This is a genomic window from Paenibacillus sp. GCM10027627, from assembly GCF_042675505.1.
Classification (GTDB): domain Bacteria; phylum Bacillota; class Bacilli; order Paenibacillales; family Paenibacillaceae; genus Pristimantibacillus.
Genome location: NZ_JBHTHB010000003.1, coordinates 492,930 through 511,178, shown reverse-complemented (window position 1 = coordinate 511,178; position 18,249 = coordinate 492,930). Strand labels below are relative to the sequence as shown.

Here is an 18,249-nt window from a genome sequence, read left to right as displayed (position 1 = left end):
AATGCTCGTATTAATTACTTATGATGTGAGTACAAAAAGCGATGGAGGGCAAAAGAGGCTTAGGCTGGTCTCTAAGGCTTGTCAAAACTATGGTCAGCGCGTCCAAAACTCGGTCTTTGAGTGCATTGTGGATGCGGCTCAGTTTGCTTCTTTGAAGCTGGAGCTAAAAGAGATTATCGATGTGAAGCAGGATAGCTTACGCTTTTATCAGTTAGGCAACAACTACAAAAGCAAGGTCGAACACATCGGCGTAAAAGAATCTCTTGATTTAGAGGGCCCTCTTATTTTATAGTGCGAATAGTTGGTGCGAATGTGAAGTGAACATGATTTCCCTAGGGGATTCGCACCAGATTTTTAAGGTGGATTTGTGTTTTGACGGAGCAAGGGGCCGTTTTTTTACAGTTTGGTCGTTGTTTGAGGCTATTTTTGGATAAATGGGCGCATATTTTGGCCCGATTTGGCCAAAATTGGCTGTCGCATCCCGTGAGGGATGTGTGGATTGAAATGCCAAAATCACACAGTCTATCAGTTTGAAAGTCGTCGCATCCCGTGAGGGATGTGTGGATTGAAATCGGAATTGATGTAATCAACGGGGCGCAAGCCCCTGTCGCATCCCGTGAGGGATGTGTGGATTGAAATTCAGCTCACCACTCACAAGCCATTATTTTATCTGTCGCATCCCGTGAGGGATGTGTGGATTGAAATACTTACTACTAGTCCGTAAGCGTCTACCCTTATTGTCGCATCCCGTGAGGGATGTGTGGATTGAAATCAAATGTACTTACCTTGCATGTCGAGTTTGTATGTCGCATCCCGTGAGGGATGTGTGGATTGAAATATTTTCGACGATATGCATATTTTAAAACTACAAGTCGCATCCCGTGAGGGATGTGTGGATTGAAATCGGGGCTCCGTATGTGGTTGGTCAAGTACGGCATGTCGCATCCCGTGAGGGATGTGTGGATTGAAATCAAAAGAAACAGCCTCGGCAGCTCGCCGCCATAGGTCGCATCCCGTGAGGGATGTGTGGATTGAAATTAAATTACAAACTCCAATTGTTGAACGAGAAGCGTCGCATCCCGTGAGGGATGTGTGGATTGAAATTTAGTCTTTGGGGGGCGCTCGCCATGCGCGTCCGTCGCATCCCGTGAGGGATGTGTGGATTGAAATTTGTCCATCTTGGAGGACAAATGCTACGGGAAGAGTCGCATCCCGTGAGGGATGTGTGGATTGAAATATTACTAAGTGGGTTACATGACTTTCTATAGCGGTCGCATCCCGTGAGGGATGTGTGGATTGAAATCCGCTATTTGTACTGAGGCCGGGGCAGCAGGCAAGTCGCATCCCGTGAGGGATGTGTGGATTGAAATACGGACATTGCCGGACACTGGGCGAAGGATGCCAGTCGCATCCCGTGAGGGATGTGTGGATTGAAATCTGTTGTAACAGGGGAAGAGTCGGCAGCTTTAAGTCGCATCCCGTGAGGGATGTGTGGATTGAAATTTACACAATATCACAGTTTCGAAGGCTCAAATGTGTCGCATCCCGTGAGGGATGTGTGGATTGAAATTGAGGGGTTGGATTTGATAGAGCAAGCGGCTCCGTCGCATCCCGTGAGGGATGTGTGGATTGAAATCCAAAATCCCATAGTCGCGCTACCTCCTAAACAAGGTCGCATCCCGTGAGGGATGTGTGGATTGAAATTAATCTCCGACACCGATAGGACGGTGTCGCCCTCGTCGCATCCCGTGAGGGATGTGTGGATTGAAATCTGATAATAGGCCAATAAAAGTTGTAAGCAAAAGTCGCATCCCGTGAGGGATGTGTGGATTGAAATAAGGTTTGGCGGAAGTATCGAAGGCGCTCGGACTGTCGCATCCCGTGAGGGATGTGTGGATTGAAATGATGAGCTCGACATCTCCGCTCTCGGATAAACTCGTCGCATCCCGTGAGGGATGTGTGGATTGAAATGTGCAGGTGACAAGATGTATTTTGGGGATGCCAGTCGCATCCCGTGAGGGATGTGTGGATTGAAATCATCATTACCGGGATTTCGATCCTCTGAGAAGTAGTCGCATCCCGTGAGGGATGTGTGGATTGAAATCATTTCAGCACGTGCCAGCTCAAGAGATTCACGTGTCGCATCCCGTGAGGGATGTGTGGATTGAAATTTCAACTGCCAAACGCAAAAAGTCAAATGGCGTGTCGCATCCCGTGAGGGATGTGTGGATTGAAATTCGATCCCGCCGAATCACACTCCCGATAGAACAACGTCGCATCCCGTGAGGGATGTGTGGATTGAAATTTTTGGTCTAAAAATCGTGAGTGAAGTAGGTTTGTCGCATCCCGTGAGGGATGTGTGGATTGAAATCGGCGCTGTGGCCCGTATCTTGCGTGGTCTGACTGTCGCATCCCGCGAGGGATGTGTGGATTGAAATAACCGTCGGAGGGGCATCGTATCTTGGTGACAGCGTCGCACTCCTTACGGTTTGTGTGGATTGAAATATCACCAACATTGGTGGATTAATTGAGGATATAGTTGCACTTCTACGGGATGTGTGGATTAAAATGCTATTGACTTTGCCGAACAGGAAAAATGCCGGATTGCACCCCAAGAGGGATGCATTGGCTGGTTGAAACAAACAGAATTGCCCCATTGGCAAGAAAGCCCTATTCGCATCGCATACGATGAGGGCATACATTGATATGTAAAATTGATCAGATCAAGAGAACCAGACAAACCTCACATCTGAAACAAAAACCTTCCCTCCCACTAGAGCCTCTACCTTCTTCCCACCTCCTTCAAAAAATACCTCATTGACAGTATTTTCAATCCTGTGCTACTATGTTCGTTAAACCAAGTAAACTCATGGGATAACAAAGAATATATTTTCTTCACCTCATCAAGTTAAATTGACCGGTCTACCGGAGATGTAGCTTCTACCCCTTGCACGGGATTAGAACTCTGCATCTCCTTTTTTATTCCCAAAAAACATGACCGAATAGGGGAGAGGCTGAATCAGCTATGACAAGCAGAGTACCTCTGAACGAAATCCTCGTCGAAAAGGATGTTCCCGTACCGATGCGCGACGGCATCCGATTACGCGCAGATATTTACCGCCCGGCGGGCTCGGGGCGCTGGCCTGTGCTGCTTATGCGCACACCCTACAACAAAGAGGATGCGCAAACGATGAACTATGGGCATCCAACTTGGTACGCCCAGCATGGTTATGTGGTCGTCGTTCAAGACACACGGGGACGATGGAAGTCCGAAGGCGAGTTTATTCCGCACCAATCTGAGAGAGATGACGGATACGATACGGTGGAATGGGCTGCCTCCCTTCCGTATGCTTTGCCCAAGGTAGGCATGTACGGCTTCTCTTATGTAGGAGCAGCTCAGTGGCAAGCGGCACTAAGCAAACCGCCGCATCTGGTTTGTATCGCACCTGCTATGACAGGCTCAGACACGTACCAAGGCGGGGTTTACCGGAATGGAGCATTCGCACTTGCATGTATGCAGTCTTGGGTTTTGTTTGTGGCTCAAGATGCGGCGCTTCGCAAAAGCCGGCCCGACCAAGCATCCGAACTGGCGGCCCATATGACGAATATTCATCGCGTATATCGCTCTTTGCCGCTAAAGGATAGCCCGGCCATTCCCGAGGAGCTTGCTCCTTATTACCGGGAATGGCTAGAGCATCCCGCAAGAGATTCGTATTGGACATCTACCTCTCTTAAAGATAGATACAACGCCATTGAAGTACCCGCTCTCCATATTGGCGGCTGGTACGACCTGTTTTTGGACGGGACGATTGAAAATTTCGTTTCGATCCGTGAGAGGGGAGCAACCAGCCAGGCGAGAGAGCACCAGTATCTCTATATCGAGCCTTGGCATCATATGCCGTGGTCTCGTTACGTCGGTGAACTGGACTTTGGCCCGCATGCGGCAAACCGAATAGACGAATTGCAGCTACAATGGTTCGGCAAATGGCTGAAGGGAGAGGTGGAGAAGTGGGAGGGGACGCCTCCTGTGCAATATTTTCTGATGGGAAGCGGGACTTGGAAAGAAGCAAATGAGTGGCCTCCGCCTGAGGCTGTGCCGACCCCCTTTTATTTGCACAGTGAAAGAAAAGCCAATTCCATTAATGGAGACGGGACAATAAGCGAGGAGAGGCCGGGCGATGAACATCCCGACTTGTTCGTCTATCATCCTTCGATCCCTGTTCCTGCCATTGGAGGACGATCCGGCGCCGTACCTGAGCTCACTCCCATGGGTCCCAAAAACCAGCTGCCCATTGAGGTCAGAAACGATGTGCTCGTCTACACTTCAGATCAACTTCAAGAGGAGATCGAGGTGGCGGGGGACATTCAAGCAATCCTGTATGCGTCTACTACAGCCGAAGATACCGACTTTGTCGTCAAGCTCGTCGATGTGCATCCGAACGGGAATGCCTACAATGTGGCGGAAGGGATCGTCAGAGCCAGCTACCGCCATTCGCTAGAGCATCCTAAGCCAATTTCTCCGGGTGAAGTGCTGGAGTACGTCATTTCTCTTGGCTCTACCGCTATCATTTTTCAAAAAGGGCACTCCATTCGCATAGATGTAACAAGCTCGCTGTTCCCTACCTACGACCGCCACCCCAATGTGTTCAAAAAGCCCGGCGAGGTGACGGAATCCGACTTTGTGACCGCGACCCAAACGATCTACCATGACGGACGATATCCTTCGGCGATTTGGCTGCCCATTGTACAAAAAGGTGACCGCTCATGAACAAATCCTACATCTGGTTTGATCTGGGGTACACGCTTGTTTATCAGCCAAGGGAAGAGGTCTACAGGCAGTTTCTTCAGGAAAATGGCGTATCCATGACGTTGGAACGGGTAGAGAGAGCTTATCATGCAATGGACAAAAAGTTCATGAGGGACTACCCCGGAGCGCTTGGCAAAGGGGTATCGGCTTTTATGCCATGGTACCTTGGCATGCTGAATTACGAGCTGGGTTTGCATTTTGATTTACAACGGCAATGGGCGCGTATGGGGGAGATTCAGCTTTCTCATAGGCAGAGATGGCTGCCATTTCCGTTCACTGGGGCGGTTCTGGAGCAGTTGAAGCGCAGGGCGATCGGTGTTGGCCTTATTAGCAATTGGGATGCGTCGGCGAGAAGCGTGCTTGCGGAGGGCGAGCTGCTGCACTATTTTGACCACATTGTCATTTCCTCCGAGATTGGGGCCGAGAAGCCGACCAAAGAAATTTTCCAGCGGGCGCTTCAGCTTGCGGGACGATCGGCCAAGGAGTGCCTGTATGTCGGAGACAATTACTACGACGATGTGCTCGGCAGCGCCGGGGTCGGAATGGAAGCCGTGCTGATCAACCGCTTCGGAACATACGGCATCGAGGAGCTGAGCTACAAACATGTCGTACCTTCTATAGAAGCAATACCGCACTTACTACAGGATGGACGAGGAGAATGAAGATGAAACAAAAACTTAATCGCAGCCGCTGGTTCAAAATGACCCTAATCGCCCTAATGGCACTAATCGTTGCGATAATATCCGCTTGCAGCAGCACGAACGAGCCGGCTAAGCCGGACGGTACTGAAGAAGGAGCGAATACCACCCCCCCCGCGCCGGGAAACCCGATTGAAGGAGGCAATATTGTCGTTATTGTTCCGCAGGACATTGATTTTCTAGACCCTCATTTGGCGGTGGCGGCGGGCACTTCTGAAATGCTGTTCAACGTATTTGAAGGGCTGCTTAAGCCAAATGACAAAGGAGAAGTGTATCCGGCAATTGCGGAATCCTACGTGGTTTCGGAAGACGGACTGACCTACACGTTTAAACTTCGCCAAGGCGTCAAGTTTCATAATGGTGCGAACCTCACGGCTGAGGATGTGAAATATTCCTATGACCGTCTCGCTGGCAAAGACAGCGGCAAGCCGCTTTCGCCCGCATTCGCAAGTGTGGATGCAGTTGAAACTCCTGATGCGGCGACGGTCGTCATTAAGCTGAAAGAGAACAATACGTCGTTCTTGACCTCGCTCACTTCCGCCATTATTCCAAAAGGCTACGAGGACAGCAACAAAACGCCAATCGGCACGGGGCCGTTCAAGTTTGTGGAATATGTGCCTGGCCAGAAGCTGGTCATTGCCAAGTTTGCGGACTACTACGTCCAAGATGTGCCTAAGCTCGATCAAGTCGAGTTCCGGATTATTACCGATGCGGAAGCGGCTTTGCTCGCCCTGAAGTCGGGGGAGGCGCATATTTATCCGAGAATTGGAACGGAAAGGCTGGAGCAGCTTGGTCCGGAGTTCCAAAGCATTAGCGCGCCGCAAAATCTCGTTCAGCTGCTGACCTTCAATATTGCGAGGGAGCCTTTCAACGATATTAAAGTTCGTCAGGCGATCAATTACGCGGTGAACAAGGACGAAATTATCGAAGCGGTCGCTTTTGGAAAAGGAACGAAACTGGGCTCGAACTTAAGCCCGATTTTCAAGCAATACTTCCAGGAAGGGCTGGAGAATACCTATGCCTACGACGTGGAGAAGGCGAAGAGCCTGCTTGCCGAAGCGGGGCTGAAGGACGGATTTTCCACTACGTTGTCCGTCCCTTCCAACTATCAGTTCCATGTCGATACGGCTCAAGTCATTGCCGCACAGCTTTCCAAAGTCGGCATTGAGGTGAAAATTGAGCCTGTGGAATGGGCGGTCTGGCTGGAGCGGATATACAAAGGCCGGGACTACGACACGACAATTATCGGTCTGGACGGTAAGCTGAATCCGCATGATATTTTAAGCAAATATATTTCCGATGCGTCGAACAACTTTTTTAATTACAACAATCCGCAGTTCGATGCCACTTTAAAAGAAGCGTTAACCGAGCTTGATCTAGCCAAACGGGTCGATCTGTACAAAAAGGCTCAAACCATTCTGACGCAGGATGCCGCGGCTCTCTATATTATGGACCCGAACCTGAACGTCGCACTGGACAAAAAGCTGGCCGGATACAAGCAATATCCGATCTACGTTCAAGATTTGTCGACGGTGTATTTTACGGAGTAGCGGGATGGATAGGCGGCCCCTCCTCGATTTGGCACCGTATCCAATAAGGAAGTGATCACATGTATGTCATACAGCGTTTGGGCACGCTTCTTCTGACGATGGTGTTTGTTGTCCTGCTTACCTTTTTCGCGTTTCGCGTCATTCCGGGCAATCCGGCGCTTGCCATATTAGGAACGGAAGCATCGGAGGAGCAAATCGCGACGCTGCTTGCCAAGCTGGGAGCGGATAAGCCGCTGCTGGAGCAGTTTTGGCATTGGCTTGGCGACCTGACGCGTTTTGAGCTGGGAGAATCGCTCCGTTATTCGCAGCCTGTACTCGGCTTGATCGTGGACCGCGTTCCCGTGACGGTGTCGCTTGCTTTCCTATCCTTCGCCATTACGATAGCGGTCGCCATACCGCTTGGCATCGCAGCCGCGAGAGGGAGAGGGAAGTTAGTCGATCTTATTGTTTCGATTGGCACACAGCTTGGGCTGGCGATTCCTTCTTTTTGGACCGGAATCATGTTCATACTTGTGTTCGGCCTTGCGCTGAAATGGGTTGCGGTGAGCCGGTTTGTGCCTTGGTCGGAGGACCCGTGGCAAGCTCTGGGCTCGCTCATATTGCCAGCAGTCGCTATTGCGATCCCGCAAATCGCGATTTTGGTTCGTTATTTGCGCACGACCCTTTTGGAGCAGTTGAATATGGACTATGTGCGTACCGCATACAGCAAAGGGCTTCCCGAATTCCACGTCTACACGAACCATGTGCTGAAAAATGCGCTCATCCCCGTCATTACGGTGGCTGGAATGAATTTTGGGGAGGTGCTGGCGGGAAGTCTCGTTATTGAGCAGGTGTTTACGCTGCCCGGACTTGGCAGTCTGCTCATTACAGCGATCGGCAATCGGGACTATCCGCTTGTGCAGGGGCTGGTGTTTTTTATCGCGTTAACGGTTATTACGGTTAACTTTCTGGTGGATTTGTCTTATCGATGGCTGGATCCGAAAATCAGACTAAAGTAAGGATGATCAAAAAGTGAGGAAAACAAGAGGGATTACCTTTTGGCTCGGCGGCGGTTTGGTTTCCTTTCTTTTGGCCATATGGCTGACCAGCTTGGTGTTTATACCCTACGATGTCAACGAGATGAATATTGCCAATCGGCTGAAAGGGCCGTCGCTGTTCAATTGGTTGGGGACGGACAATTTTGGGCGGGATATTTTGAGCCGGATTATGGAGGGGACGAAGACCGCTTTTGCGGTGGGAGCGGTGTCGGTCGCCATCGGCCTAGTTGGTGGAGTTGCAATTGGAGCGGTGGCGGGCTACTTGGGGAAATGGGCGGATGAGCTGCTGATGAGGGGAATCGATGCGCTGATGGCTTTTCCGGGTATATTGCTCGCTCTATTGCTGGTTACTCTGTTCCATCCCAGTTTGTTTCAAACGATGATCGCGATCGGCGTGCTGTCGATTCCGGCCTTTGCCCGCGTCAGCAGGAGCAGCTTTCTACAGCTAAAAGAGTCCGAGTTCGTCAAAGCGGCAAAAGGGCTTGGGGCAGGGCATTTGACAATCATCGCCCGACATATCGCTCCCAATGCGCTCTCTCCGATTATCGTGACGGCAACGCTCACGTTCTCCACTTCGATTTTGGTGGAAGCGGCGTTAAGCTATTTGGGGCTGGGCGTCCAGCCTCCCGATCCGAGCTGGGGAAGAATGCTGAACGAGTCGCAAAGCTATATGAGCAAAGCTCCCTGGTTTACGCTCGCTCCCGGCGTCATGATCACGATTACCGTGCTCGCTTTTAATTTGCTGGGCGATGGCATTCGCGACTGGAGAGAAAGCCGATGAAGCCGCTTCTAGAAATAAAGGATTTGCATGTTGGCGTAAAGTCGTCTCGCGGCCCGCTTCCTGTGCTGGAAGCAGTGTCGCTCTCGGTGTATCCTGGCGACGTTCTTGGCATAGTGGGGGAATCTGGCTGCGGGAAAAGCGTATTGTCCTTAGCGATTGCCGGCTTATTGCCTCCCGCTTTGCGAATAAGGGAAGGAGAAATCGTCTACAGGGAGAAGGCGCTGGGGCAAGCTTCCGGGGAGGAGTTACGCCGGCTTAGAGGGAAGGAGCTTGCCATGGTATTTCAAGATCCGATGACATCCCTTAACCCTTCTTTAACCATTGGGCGGCAACTGGTGGAAATGCTTAGGCTTCATATGCCATTGTCCCGGAAAGAGGCGACAGAGCGGGCGGCAGGGTTGCTGGAGAAAGTGGGCTTGCCTGATCCGGCCGCTTGTCTCAAGGCGTATCCGCATCAGCTGTCGGGCGGAATGCGGCAGCGCGTCATGATCGCGATGGCGGTATCCTGCTCGCCAGGACTGCTCATTGCCGACGAAGCGACGACGGCGCTTGATGCTACGATTCAACTGCAAATTTTAGATTTGTTGCAGCAGATCCAGAAGGAAACAGGAATGACGATCATCCTGATCTCGCATGATTTAGGCGTCGTTTCTGAGGTGTGCAACCGAGTTGCGGTGATGTATGCCGGACGAGTGGTCGAGGAAGGGCCCGCGGCGAGCATTTTTCGCCATCCGCGTCATCCCTATACCATCGCCCTGCTGGAATCAATTCCGACCCCAGCCAAAAAGAACAAGCGATTGTTTTCCATTCCGGGAACGGTGCCTGCGCTGGATGAGAGGGGTTCGGGCTGTTCTTACAGCTCCCGGTGCGCTCATGCCGTAGAACGCTGCTTCGCCGAAATCCCATTGCAGGTCAAAGTCAGTTCGAATCATACGGCGAGCTGTTTGGCCGTAGCAGAAGAAGGAGCCATCGCCCATGTCAGCCGTTGAAGCTATAGTTGTGATCGATCAACTTCGAAAGTTATATGCCCGCCAAGGAGAATGGCGAAGGAAAGAGACGATTCGCGCCGTCGACGGGGTTTCTCTTACTATTCGCAGAGGCGAGACGCTTGGGCTGGTAGGCGAGAGCGGCAGCGGGAAATCGACCACGGGGCAAATGGCGGCGGGACTCCTTCCCGCTACTTCGGGCACAATCAGATTCGGGGGAGAGGAGATAGGCGGACTACGGGGGAACAAAGCGAAGGAGATGCGCAAGCATATCCAGTATGTTTTTCAAGACCCGTATACGTCGCTTAATCCTCAGCATCGCGTTGCGGAGCTTATCGAAGAACCGCTGCGCATTCACCGTTTGGGCCGGGGAGCGGAAAGGCGCGAGCGGGTGGAAGCGATGATGAGCCGCGTCGGTCTTGGCCCTTCGTTCGCGAGAAGGTTTCCCCGCGAGCTGAGTGGAGGCCAGAGGCAGCGAATTGGCATCGCCCGCGCGTTAATGCTGAGCCCGCAATTTGTCGTGCTAGACGAACCTGTATCCGCACTCGACGTGTCCGTGCAATCACAAATTTTGAATTTGCTGAAGGAGCTTCAAGAGCATGACTCGCTCACCTATTTGTTTATTTCTCATGATTTGAATGTCGTTCACTATATGAGCGATAGAGTAGCGGTGATGTACAGCGGGAAAATTGTAGAGCTGGCCGAAGTCTCAAAGCTGTATGAACAGCCGCTTCATCCGTATACGCAGGCTCTAGTGTCGGCGGCCCCCGGCAATCTGCGAGGCGAGGGGCGGGAGCGAATCGTTTTACAAGGAGAAGCTTCTGTCAGTTCGCACGGTCTTATGGAGGGCTGCTCTTTTTATAGCCGATGCAGATCTGCTAAGCCGCGCTGCCGAGTGGAAAGCCCGGAATTGCGGCAGGTGGATAGCGAGCATGCGGTGAGCTGCCATTTTGCATAACAATTCGCGAAGTGCGGGTAGATGGAAAGAAGATGCGGGAGGGATCGAGATGCCGGCAGGAAGAGCATTTGTGGCAAGCAGTATAGAGGAGCTGATTGGAAATACGCCCGTGATTCGGATCAATCGGCTGACAGCGGCGGACGATGCTGAACTGTTTGTAAAGCTGGAGGCTTATAATCCCAGCGGAAGCGTAAAAGACCGGGCTGCGCGCAATATGATTGCCGAAGCGGAGCGCCGGGGCGACTTGCAGCCGGGCCATACCATTATTGAAGTGACGAGCGGAAATACGGGAATCGGCCTCGCGATGAATGCCGCTGTGAAGGGCTATCGCTCTATTCTCATTATGCCGGATTCCATGTCCCGGGAGCGGATCAGCTTGCTCAAAGCGTATGGCGCGGAAGTCATTTTGTTTCCGGCTGATGAAGGTGTTGAAGGCGGCGTTCGGATCGCTAATGAGTTAAAAGAGAAGATTCCAAACAGCTATATTCCCAATCAATTCGAAAATATAGCGAATCCGGGTATTCATCGGACAACAACGGCGATTGAAATATGGGAACAGATGGAGGGAGAGCTCGACGCGTTTGTGGCTACGGCAGGAACGGGCGGCACGATTACCGGTACGGGAGAGAAGCTGAAGGAGCTTCTGCCTGGGGTGCAGGTTTATGCCGTGGAGTCGAAAAACTCCCCTGTCCTCTTCTCCGGAGGAGAGCCGGGTCCGCATAAAATTCCGGGCACTAGTCCCGGATTTGTTCCTCCTATTTTGAATCAAGGGGTCATCGACGAAGTTTTGCAAATCGACGACGAAGCCGCATGGCAGACGGCCCGCGATTTGGCTCAGCTGGAAGGCATCTTGGCCGGTCCTTCCTCCGGCGCAGCCGTATGGGCGGGCATTCAAGTTGCTCGCAGGCTGGGAGCGGGAAAGCGTGTGCTTTGTATCGCCCCGGATACAGGGGAGAGATATTTAAGTTTAGGCTTGTTCGATGATCCGGAGGAAAGGAAGCTGGAGGAATTAGATCGCGCGGCAGCGCCGGCTGAAAGCCTGTAGGGAGCTTTTGAGCGTAGACTTAAAGGGAGTAGAATAGAAAGTAACCTAAAGCTTTGAGACGGTAGAGCTTCTCAAGCATGCCTTATGCGTTTTTGCACGCATGGGGCTTTTTATTTCATTAGAGGTAAAAGTGCAGCGCATCTATGGAAATGGGACTGGGTGAAAAGGGTAAACAGGCAGCGTTGTCGAATTACCGTTCTAACAAACTATCCAGGTGCGATAGAATCAGCGTTCTTTAAAATAGGAAGGAGACTCATTCATATGACGGATAAAGTAGTTCGCCTCTTTAATATTATGAATGCTATTCAAGCCAATCCGGGCATTTCGGCGGCTGAGCTTGCGCTTAAATATGATGCAAATGTCCGCGCTATATACCGGGATATTGATACGCTCGCACTTTTTGCGCCTATAACGAGCGATGGGAAAGGGACGGGGTATCGTTTTAACAGCAAGTTTTTTATGCATCCCCTTAATTTTACCGAACAAGAGTCGCTCGTCGTTTCCCTTCTCCCGTCTGTCATCGATAGGGACAAGCTGCCGCCCGGCTTCGATACCGCATACGATAAAATATTGGCGACGCACCGCCGCGAAAAATCCAAAAAACATAACCTAATAGCCGATATTACCGGAATTATTCAAGTGGGAACTCCCGCCTACCGGAAAGAGAGCCCCAATCTTTTGCATAAAGTAGTGAAAGCCATTCTTGAACAGAAATCCATTAATGCCGTTTACCATGCCCAGTCCAGTGAAGAAACGACAGAGCGCCGGATCGATCCGTACTATCTTGTTCCTGGGGAGCAGCGGTTCTCCTTAATTGGTTATTGCCACAGCACAGAAAAAGTTAGAACGTTTCGAATTAGCCGCTTTAACGAAGTGGAGCTGACGGACGACCTATTTGACAAAAGCGGCTTCAGCCTTAAAAAACATCTTAAACATACCTGGTCCGGCGAGCAAAGCGACAGCCATGTGACGTTTAAGGTTCGATTTAGCCCTGAAGTGGCTCGTTCCATAAAAGAGGAGGAGCTGTTTGTTCGTCCAAAAATGAAGGACAAAAAGGACGGCAGCTTAATATTCGAAGTGACCGTCAATAACGAAAACGAATTTCTACGCTGGCTGCGCCAGTACGGTCCTGCGGCGGAAATCGTGGAGCCTCAGTCTGCTCGCGAGTCATTTGTAATTGAGCTTCAGGAATGGGTAAAGCTTTATTCTTAAGGAAACTAAGTAAATATAGCTCGTGCTTTTTACACTTTAATTAACCTCTAAGAAAGAGCTGCTCTAGCGATTCTGAATCGCTAAGTTCAGCTTTTTTCTGTTTTCGGAGCGGCCCCAAAGGGGTGTAAAAATTTGAAAATTAGGTGAACAAACAGTTTATGCGCGAAATAAATGGTCAATTCTGTGAAAACGTTAATGCTGAAAGCGCTTAGAGCTGTGGTATAATCTCCGAAGAGCATGAATGACAGTGGAATCAATTGATTTACGAGATGACTGGGAGGTAATCATGATCAGAACAACCAAGCGAAGAGGGCAGAGGTTGCTGTTCGCGTTATGCGCGATGCTTTTGCTCTGCGCCATGCCGCTATCGGTTGCTGCAGCCAAGGAAGAGACGGCGGCAGTGGCTAAGGGCGTCATAATAGAGCTTGACGGGAAAGCTGTGAAGATGAACGAACCGGTGCGGAAGCTGGATGAGAAAGTTATAGTTACCGTTTCGAGCATGTCCAAGTTGTTTGGAGCCAAGTTGAAATGGGACAAAAAGACGGAAGAAGCTACCCTACATACAAAGCTTGGAGATACGATTGTGCTGAGCAACGAGGTGCCGGTCGTCTATTTTAACGAAGAGCGCTATGTGACGGATCAGACGCCCCTAGTAGTTGGCGGGCATTTGTATGTTAATCTGCGCGAGATGGCTGAAATGCTGCATGCGACCGTGAAGTGGAACGATAAAGAAGATACGGTTGAGTTAAAGACAGTAGCGCCTGCGGTTGTTACCGAGGAGTATGGCCTAGCTGAAATTAGCAAGGAGACGGGCAAAAGCAAAGCGAAGCTGCTCGATCGCAATGAGCGGGACGCGAAAGACGTTATTAAACCGGGCACTAAGCTAAGAGTTGTGATGCCGTCCATTTTTGACCACAAAGCGAAGCCGTTTACGAATGAAGATTTGACGCTGCTGGCTAAAATTACTCAAATCGAATCCGGCAACGAGTCATACGAGGGCCAATTGGGCGTAGCGAATGTCATTTTGAACCGCGTGAAAGACCCACGGTTCCCGGACACGATTAAAGGCGTTATCTACTCCGGTAGGCAGTTCCCTCCTGCGCATAACGGAATGCTGGACAAGAGCAAACCGAACGCCAGCGTCATGCGGGCTGCCAAAGATGCACTCAATGGCAAAAACAACGTGAAAAACGCCGTTTATTTCTTTAACCCGAAGGTGTCCAAAGGCGAGTTTTGGGATAACCTTGATGTCATTGTCACGATTGGACATCATAGTTTTGCTAAGTAAGGCTGAAGGATTGGTTTTAGAATAGATTTGTGAATAGAATTTTGAATAGATTTATGAATAGCTTGAATAGGCTTAGAAATAGATTTGGATGAAAAGGCTTTGCGAATGGGTTTGTTCGCAAAGTCTTTTTTTTGATGAATCAGCCGCTAGCAGAAGCTCAAAAAAACATTTCCTCTATAGGAAAATTGTGCTAGATTTGAAGAACATGGTTTAAAACTTACATCTAAAGACCTACCTACAACTGAACCGTGATCGAGGTTTCTGGGAGGTTTACACATGGCTAACATCTATGTGGATATTAGCCGCGTTCGGCAAGGGCAAGCGGGCTTGGATAGAAGTGTCCTCAAATCTTCATCGATTACAAGCGGGATAAGGTCCACTTATGTCGATTCTGCAATTGCTTCTCGTCGGAATATAGGATCGCGGTTATATCAAGCGACGAATAAAATGCATGAGCTGCATAGCAAGCTGCGGGAAGTGCAGTCTTTTGTGAAATATGGCATTGAGCAATACGAGCTTACAGAGGCAGCTATTGAAAGGCGGGCTCATTTTAGCAGCGGTAATCCTTTAGCTCCACCTAGTGACCGATGGAAAGCAACCCCAAGGCCCGGAGCTAAGCTAACCCCTCAACAGATAGCTGGATTTGGCGTGATGGGAAAAGTGACGTTTACCTCTTTGCAGTGGTATGCTGAACGAATAGGGCAGGTACAAGCGGTTCAAGCCGTTTCTGCTCAGCCGGGTAAAGGGGATAAAAGTAACGAAAAGCCTGGTTGGAAATATTTTAATGATATATTTTGGACAGAAGGCTGGAAAGCGATAAAAAATGAAGGGAAAGCAGCAGTAGATGGATTTGTAGAAACGATAGATAGCTTTAAGGGCATATTTGTGGATATGTTTGATGCTCATAGAGAGCGTGCAATCAAATCCGATGATTCGTTTGGGGATTTTCTGAATCATATGACACTAGGGATTCCGTACGGATTTTATCAAGGAATGGTAGAGCGGAATAACAAGAAAAATGAGTCGGTTTACCATTTTGCAAACTATTTATCCTCGGGTTTACTGGGTGTCATTGATGGAGCGCTCTTCCCGAAAGACCCTGGCTCCAAGGAGCATGTGGGCAATGTGATGGGATTTGCAGGGCTGTTTATTCCTGCTTTAAAGGTTCCGAAGGTAAATGCTCCTGATGTTCCTCCTCACAAGAAAGTTGGAGAAGTCACAATTACATCTCGAAAGTTAGAGGAAGTATCGGATGCGGCATTAATAAATAAAGTAAAGGAAATGAAAAAAAATCTGCCCAGTAAACTAAGAGGTAAATACAATTTTGGATATGCTGAGGTTAATATAGAAGGTTTAAATAAGAAAGATTATTATGCTCATAGCGGTATAAGTAAAATGGAAGATATTGAGGATTCAACTGCCAGGGGAAAAATACAAGATATTTCTATTGAGCCATTAATAAATGATAAGGTATTTACTACATTAAAGGTTAACAAAGAAAATATTGTTGACGGTGACGGGGCATGGGATAGAAGTAAGGACACCGAATTTAAAATTCTCAACGAGATAGCCACGTCCTTGGGCAATAAAAGAGATGCGGTTGGAAAAATAACATTGTATACTGATTTAGATTGTTGCCCAAGTTGTAATGAAGTTATTAGACAATTTAAAGAAACATATCAGAATATAGAAATAGAAGTTATCTACAAAACCAAAGGGGGAGGAAATTAAATGAGCATAAATTTTTTTGAACTACAATATTTAATAACGGATAGTTTTTATTTTGAGGTTACAGTGCACGAACATACTTATGAGCAGTCTGCTGGTATCTGTCATCAATCTTTCTATGAATATATAATTGCTGATAATACTAATAGTATTCTTTCCGTTTCATTAATAACCCAATTAATGATGAGACATAGTGTTCCATTTACTGAATTAGATATTAAAAATATAAAAAGAATTTTAGAACTATCAGACAAAATTAACTATCAAGATAGTTTAAATGAACATGAAGTTGAGTATTTAGAAGAATATATTGAACTGGTTAGAAATAAGTATAAGGAATTATCTCTTGAATCCGAATGATACTTTTAAGCCGTTTATTTTGTGATTGTTTTGCAGGAATCGGATAAATGATTGTTCTGAAAACGTCAAAAATTAAAAGTCCAGTTATATTGTAGCCGTGGCCTAGTTACAATTGGATATTATCGATGTTCTACTAGATAAGTTGAGTAATAGGTTTGAATACAGTGACTTTGCGAATGGTTTATTCGGAAAGTCTTTTTTTTTAATCATTAAACGGGTAGCCGAAGAGTGAAAAACAATCCTATTTTAAATAGTTCTATATGAGAACATAATCCTCGCGGAAAAGAATGGACAGACGTATGTTGTTCATCGTGTATAGACTGAAAGGGAACCTTGTATCCTTGGTGGACATAATTGTAAAGAACTACTTGCCTCACCATTTCCTGATGCTGAAGTAACCTACAGCGTTGAGTATGGGGACCCGAATTCAAGAAATCGAGGAAATGCTGAATTAGCTAAAGAGCTTGAAAAGTTAAAGGAGGAGTGAGAGTATGAAACTTGAATTTGATATTTACGAAATTCGAGAGTATTATGATTCTGAATTACGAGACTATGATTATAACGAATTGGTGAGACTTGGTATAAGTCATGACGATGCTGACTTTATGGTATCCATTGGAGTACCAGAGAATTATGATAATTTTGTATTCTATGGAAGGGATGCTTTTAAAAAAACATTAATTGAAGGTGAAGAATTTATTCATATTGGTCATTATTCATGTTACGGTATACTTGACCTGAACGGACTTTACTTAAAAAGGGGTAGTGATGGACTTTTTATTAATTCATCCCATCATAATCCACCAATTTATATGCTAAATAAAAACTTAAGAACATTTTTTTTGTTTGAATTAATAAGGCATGAATTAGCAATGGAAATGAAACAAAAAAGTGAATACAACGAAAAAGAATATGCGCGAGAGTTACGTAAGTTGTATGAGCAAATTGATCCCGTAGCAATAAAGGATCTTGATGGATACTGGTCACATCTAATAGAAGACTATGAAACTGGATTATAAAACTGGGTGGGGCAATTTCTTTGTCACAAACAACGTACATAACTATAGAAAAACAACACCATACATATTAAAGCTACTACTTCGTTAAAGTACTAGACTTAATAAAACGAGTAATGATATTTGAAAGAAGTGAGGATATTTTGAAGAAAAATAATGTTTATGCTGAAATATTATATATAGGGTTTGTAGCAGAAAAAGGTCGAGCATACAGTGAAATATGGAAATTTAATTATAGAAAAACATTAAAGATACATGTTGCTATGTGGCAAAGAATACTCATGAGAATGAGTGACACTGCATACACCAAGGATGATGAGCAATTACTAAGAGACTTCAGTGAATTATGCAAAAAAAGAAAGAATATAGGGAAATGGTATGACACTCGATTTGATTCATTTCTTGAAATTGAACAGCAAATTAATACTTATATTAAAAACGTCCATAATACCAAAGAGGGCATAGTGATTATAAGCTTGATGAATGATTTGGTTTTGGAATTAACACAGTTATTGAAGCCAAAATTATTAGTGGATAGAAACAAAATACATCTAACAATAAGAGCTCTACATAATCTTCCGAGATTTTTTTTGCAAAATCCACAAACATACGTTTATGAATTGAAAAGTGTCGCTTTAAATTTCCATGATGTCATTGAATACTCATTTGGAAATATGAATCATGAGATGAAAGATCGTTATGTTAAATACAAAAACACTTAAGTATTATTTGTAGAATTAATTGATTATGAAGCGGAGGCATGGAATAGATCCTATGCTAAAT

At 47.5% G+C, this 18,249-nt stretch carries 15 protein-coding genes, 1 pseudogene and 1 CRISPR repeat array; all 16 genes and pseudogenes read left to right on the top strand.

Features of this window, described 5'->3' with window-relative positions:
* Position 1 precedes the first annotated feature (1 nt).
* On the top strand, positions 2-292 hold the full coding sequence (cas2, locus tag ACFQZE_RS14140) for a CRISPR-associated endonuclease Cas2 (protein ID WP_379357984.1): 291 nt from the start codon (positions 2-4) through the stop codon (positions 290-292).
* A gap of 181 nt (positions 293-473) precedes the next feature.
* Positions 474-2,438: direct repeats of the CRISPR family, unit length 33 nt; unit sequence GTCGCATCCCGTGAGGGATGTGTGGATTGAAAT.
* A 587-nt stretch (positions 2,439-3,025) separates the two neighbouring features.
* Complete coding sequence (locus ACFQZE_RS14135) at positions 3,026-4,768, top strand: CocE/NonD family hydrolase (protein ID WP_379357982.1); 1,743 nt, start codon at positions 3,026-3,028, stop codon at positions 4,766-4,768.
* A complete protein-coding gene (locus tag ACFQZE_RS14130) occupies positions 4,765-5,469 on the top strand; it encodes an HAD family hydrolase (protein ID WP_379357979.1) in 705 nt (234 codons plus the stop codon). Before ACFQZE_RS14135 ends, ACFQZE_RS14130 begins: the two co-directional genes overlap by 4 nt.
* Before the next feature lie 2 nt (positions 5,470-5,471).
* A complete protein-coding gene (locus ACFQZE_RS14125) occupies positions 5,472-7,055 on the top strand; it encodes an ABC transporter substrate-binding protein (protein ID WP_379357976.1) in 1,584 nt (527 codons plus the stop codon).
* Between the two features lie 59 nt (positions 7,056-7,114).
* Complete coding sequence (locus ACFQZE_RS14120; RefSeq protein WP_379357973.1) at positions 7,115-8,053, top strand: ABC transporter permease; 939 nt, start codon at positions 7,115-7,117, stop codon at positions 8,051-8,053.
* A 13-nt stretch (positions 8,054-8,066) separates the two neighbouring features.
* Positions 8,067-8,873, top strand: a complete 807-nt coding sequence (locus ACFQZE_RS14115; RefSeq protein WP_379357971.1) for an ABC transporter permease — start codon at positions 8,067-8,069, stop codon at positions 8,871-8,873.
* A complete protein-coding gene (locus ACFQZE_RS14110; protein ID WP_379357969.1) occupies positions 8,870-9,862 on the top strand; it encodes an ABC transporter ATP-binding protein in 993 nt (330 codons plus the stop codon). The genes ACFQZE_RS14115 and ACFQZE_RS14110 overlap by 4 nt, the downstream gene beginning before the upstream one ends.
* On the top strand, positions 9,849-10,817 hold the full coding sequence (locus ACFQZE_RS14105) for an ABC transporter ATP-binding protein (protein ID WP_379357966.1): 969 nt from the start codon (positions 9,849-9,851) through the stop codon (positions 10,815-10,817). Before ACFQZE_RS14110 ends, ACFQZE_RS14105 begins: the two co-directional genes overlap by 14 nt.
* 49 nt (positions 10,818-10,866) lie before the next feature.
* Positions 10,867-11,862: a cysteine synthase A gene (gene cysK / locus ACFQZE_RS14100; RefSeq protein ID WP_379357964.1), complete on the top strand. Its 996-nt coding sequence runs from the start codon at positions 10,867-10,869 to the stop codon at positions 11,860-11,862.
* Positions 11,863-12,123: 261 nt separating this feature from the next.
* A complete protein-coding gene (locus ACFQZE_RS14095; RefSeq protein ID WP_379357962.1) occupies positions 12,124-13,074 on the top strand; it encodes a helix-turn-helix transcriptional regulator in 951 nt (316 codons plus the stop codon).
* A 286-nt stretch (positions 13,075-13,360) separates the two neighbouring features.
* On the top strand, positions 13,361-14,362 hold the full coding sequence (locus tag ACFQZE_RS14090; RefSeq protein WP_379357960.1) for a cell wall hydrolase: 1,002 nt from the start codon (positions 13,361-13,363) through the stop codon (positions 14,360-14,362).
* Positions 14,363-14,638: 276 nt separating this feature from the next.
* Positions 14,639-16,093, top strand: coding sequence for a deaminase domain-containing protein (locus ACFQZE_RS14085; RefSeq protein WP_379357958.1), 1,455 nt, complete (start codon positions 14,639-14,641; stop codon positions 16,091-16,093).
* A complete protein-coding gene (locus ACFQZE_RS14080) occupies positions 16,094-16,450 on the top strand; it encodes a hypothetical protein (RefSeq protein WP_379357956.1) in 357 nt (118 codons plus the stop codon). It abuts the gene before it with no gap.
* Between the two features lie 331 nt (positions 16,451-16,781).
* Positions 16,782-16,937: pseudogene (locus ACFQZE_RS14075) on the top strand (nucleic acid/nucleotide deaminase domain-containing protein); the annotation flags it as partial.
* Between the two features lie 4 nt (positions 16,938-16,941).
* A complete protein-coding gene (locus ACFQZE_RS14070) occupies positions 16,942-17,469 on the top strand; it encodes a hypothetical protein (protein ID WP_379357954.1) in 528 nt (175 codons plus the stop codon).
* A gap of 140 nt (positions 17,470-17,609) precedes the next feature.
* Entirely contained in the window at positions 17,610-18,188 is a 579-nt protein-coding gene (locus tag ACFQZE_RS14065; RefSeq protein ID WP_379357952.1) for a hypothetical protein, read from the top strand.
* The last annotated feature ends 61 nt before the right edge of the window (positions 18,189-18,249 follow it).

Excerpts from the sequence above, each read along its gene's own strand:
- cas2 (WP_379357984.1), top strand. The coding sequence starts at position 2 with ATGCTCGTATTAATTACTTATGATGTGAGTACAAAAAGCGATGGAGGG.
- ACFQZE_RS14135 (WP_379357982.1), top strand. The coding sequence starts at position 3,026 with ATGACAAGCAGAGTACCTCTGAACGAAATCCTCGTCGAAAAGGATGTT.
- ACFQZE_RS14130 (WP_379357979.1), top strand. The coding sequence starts at position 4,765 with ATGAACAAATCCTACATCTGGTTTGATCTGGGGTACACGCTTGTTTAT.
- ACFQZE_RS14125 (WP_379357976.1), top strand. The coding sequence starts at position 5,472 with ATGAAACAAAAACTTAATCGCAGCCGCTGGTTCAAAATGACCCTAATC.
- ACFQZE_RS14120 (WP_379357973.1), top strand. The coding sequence starts at position 7,115 with ATGTATGTCATACAGCGTTTGGGCACGCTTCTTCTGACGATGGTGTTT.
- ACFQZE_RS14110 (WP_379357969.1), top strand. The coding sequence starts at position 8,870 with ATGAAGCCGCTTCTAGAAATAAAGGATTTGCATGTTGGCGTAAAGTCG.
- ACFQZE_RS14105 (WP_379357966.1), top strand. The coding sequence starts at position 9,849 with ATGTCAGCCGTTGAAGCTATAGTTGTGATCGATCAACTTCGAAAGTTA.
- cysK (WP_379357964.1), top strand. The coding sequence starts at position 10,867 with ATGCCGGCAGGAAGAGCATTTGTGGCAAGCAGTATAGAGGAGCTGATT.
- ACFQZE_RS14095 (WP_379357962.1), top strand. The coding sequence starts at position 12,124 with ATGACGGATAAAGTAGTTCGCCTCTTTAATATTATGAATGCTATTCAA.
- ACFQZE_RS14090 (WP_379357960.1), top strand. The coding sequence starts at position 13,361 with ATGATCAGAACAACCAAGCGAAGAGGGCAGAGGTTGCTGTTCGCGTTA.
- ACFQZE_RS14085 (WP_379357958.1), top strand. The coding sequence starts at position 14,639 with ATGGCTAACATCTATGTGGATATTAGCCGCGTTCGGCAAGGGCAAGCG.
- ACFQZE_RS14080 (WP_379357956.1), top strand. The coding sequence starts at position 16,094 with ATGAGCATAAATTTTTTTGAACTACAATATTTAATAACGGATAGTTTT.
- ACFQZE_RS14070 (WP_379357954.1), top strand. The coding sequence starts at position 16,942 with ATGAAACTTGAATTTGATATTTACGAAATTCGAGAGTATTATGATTCT.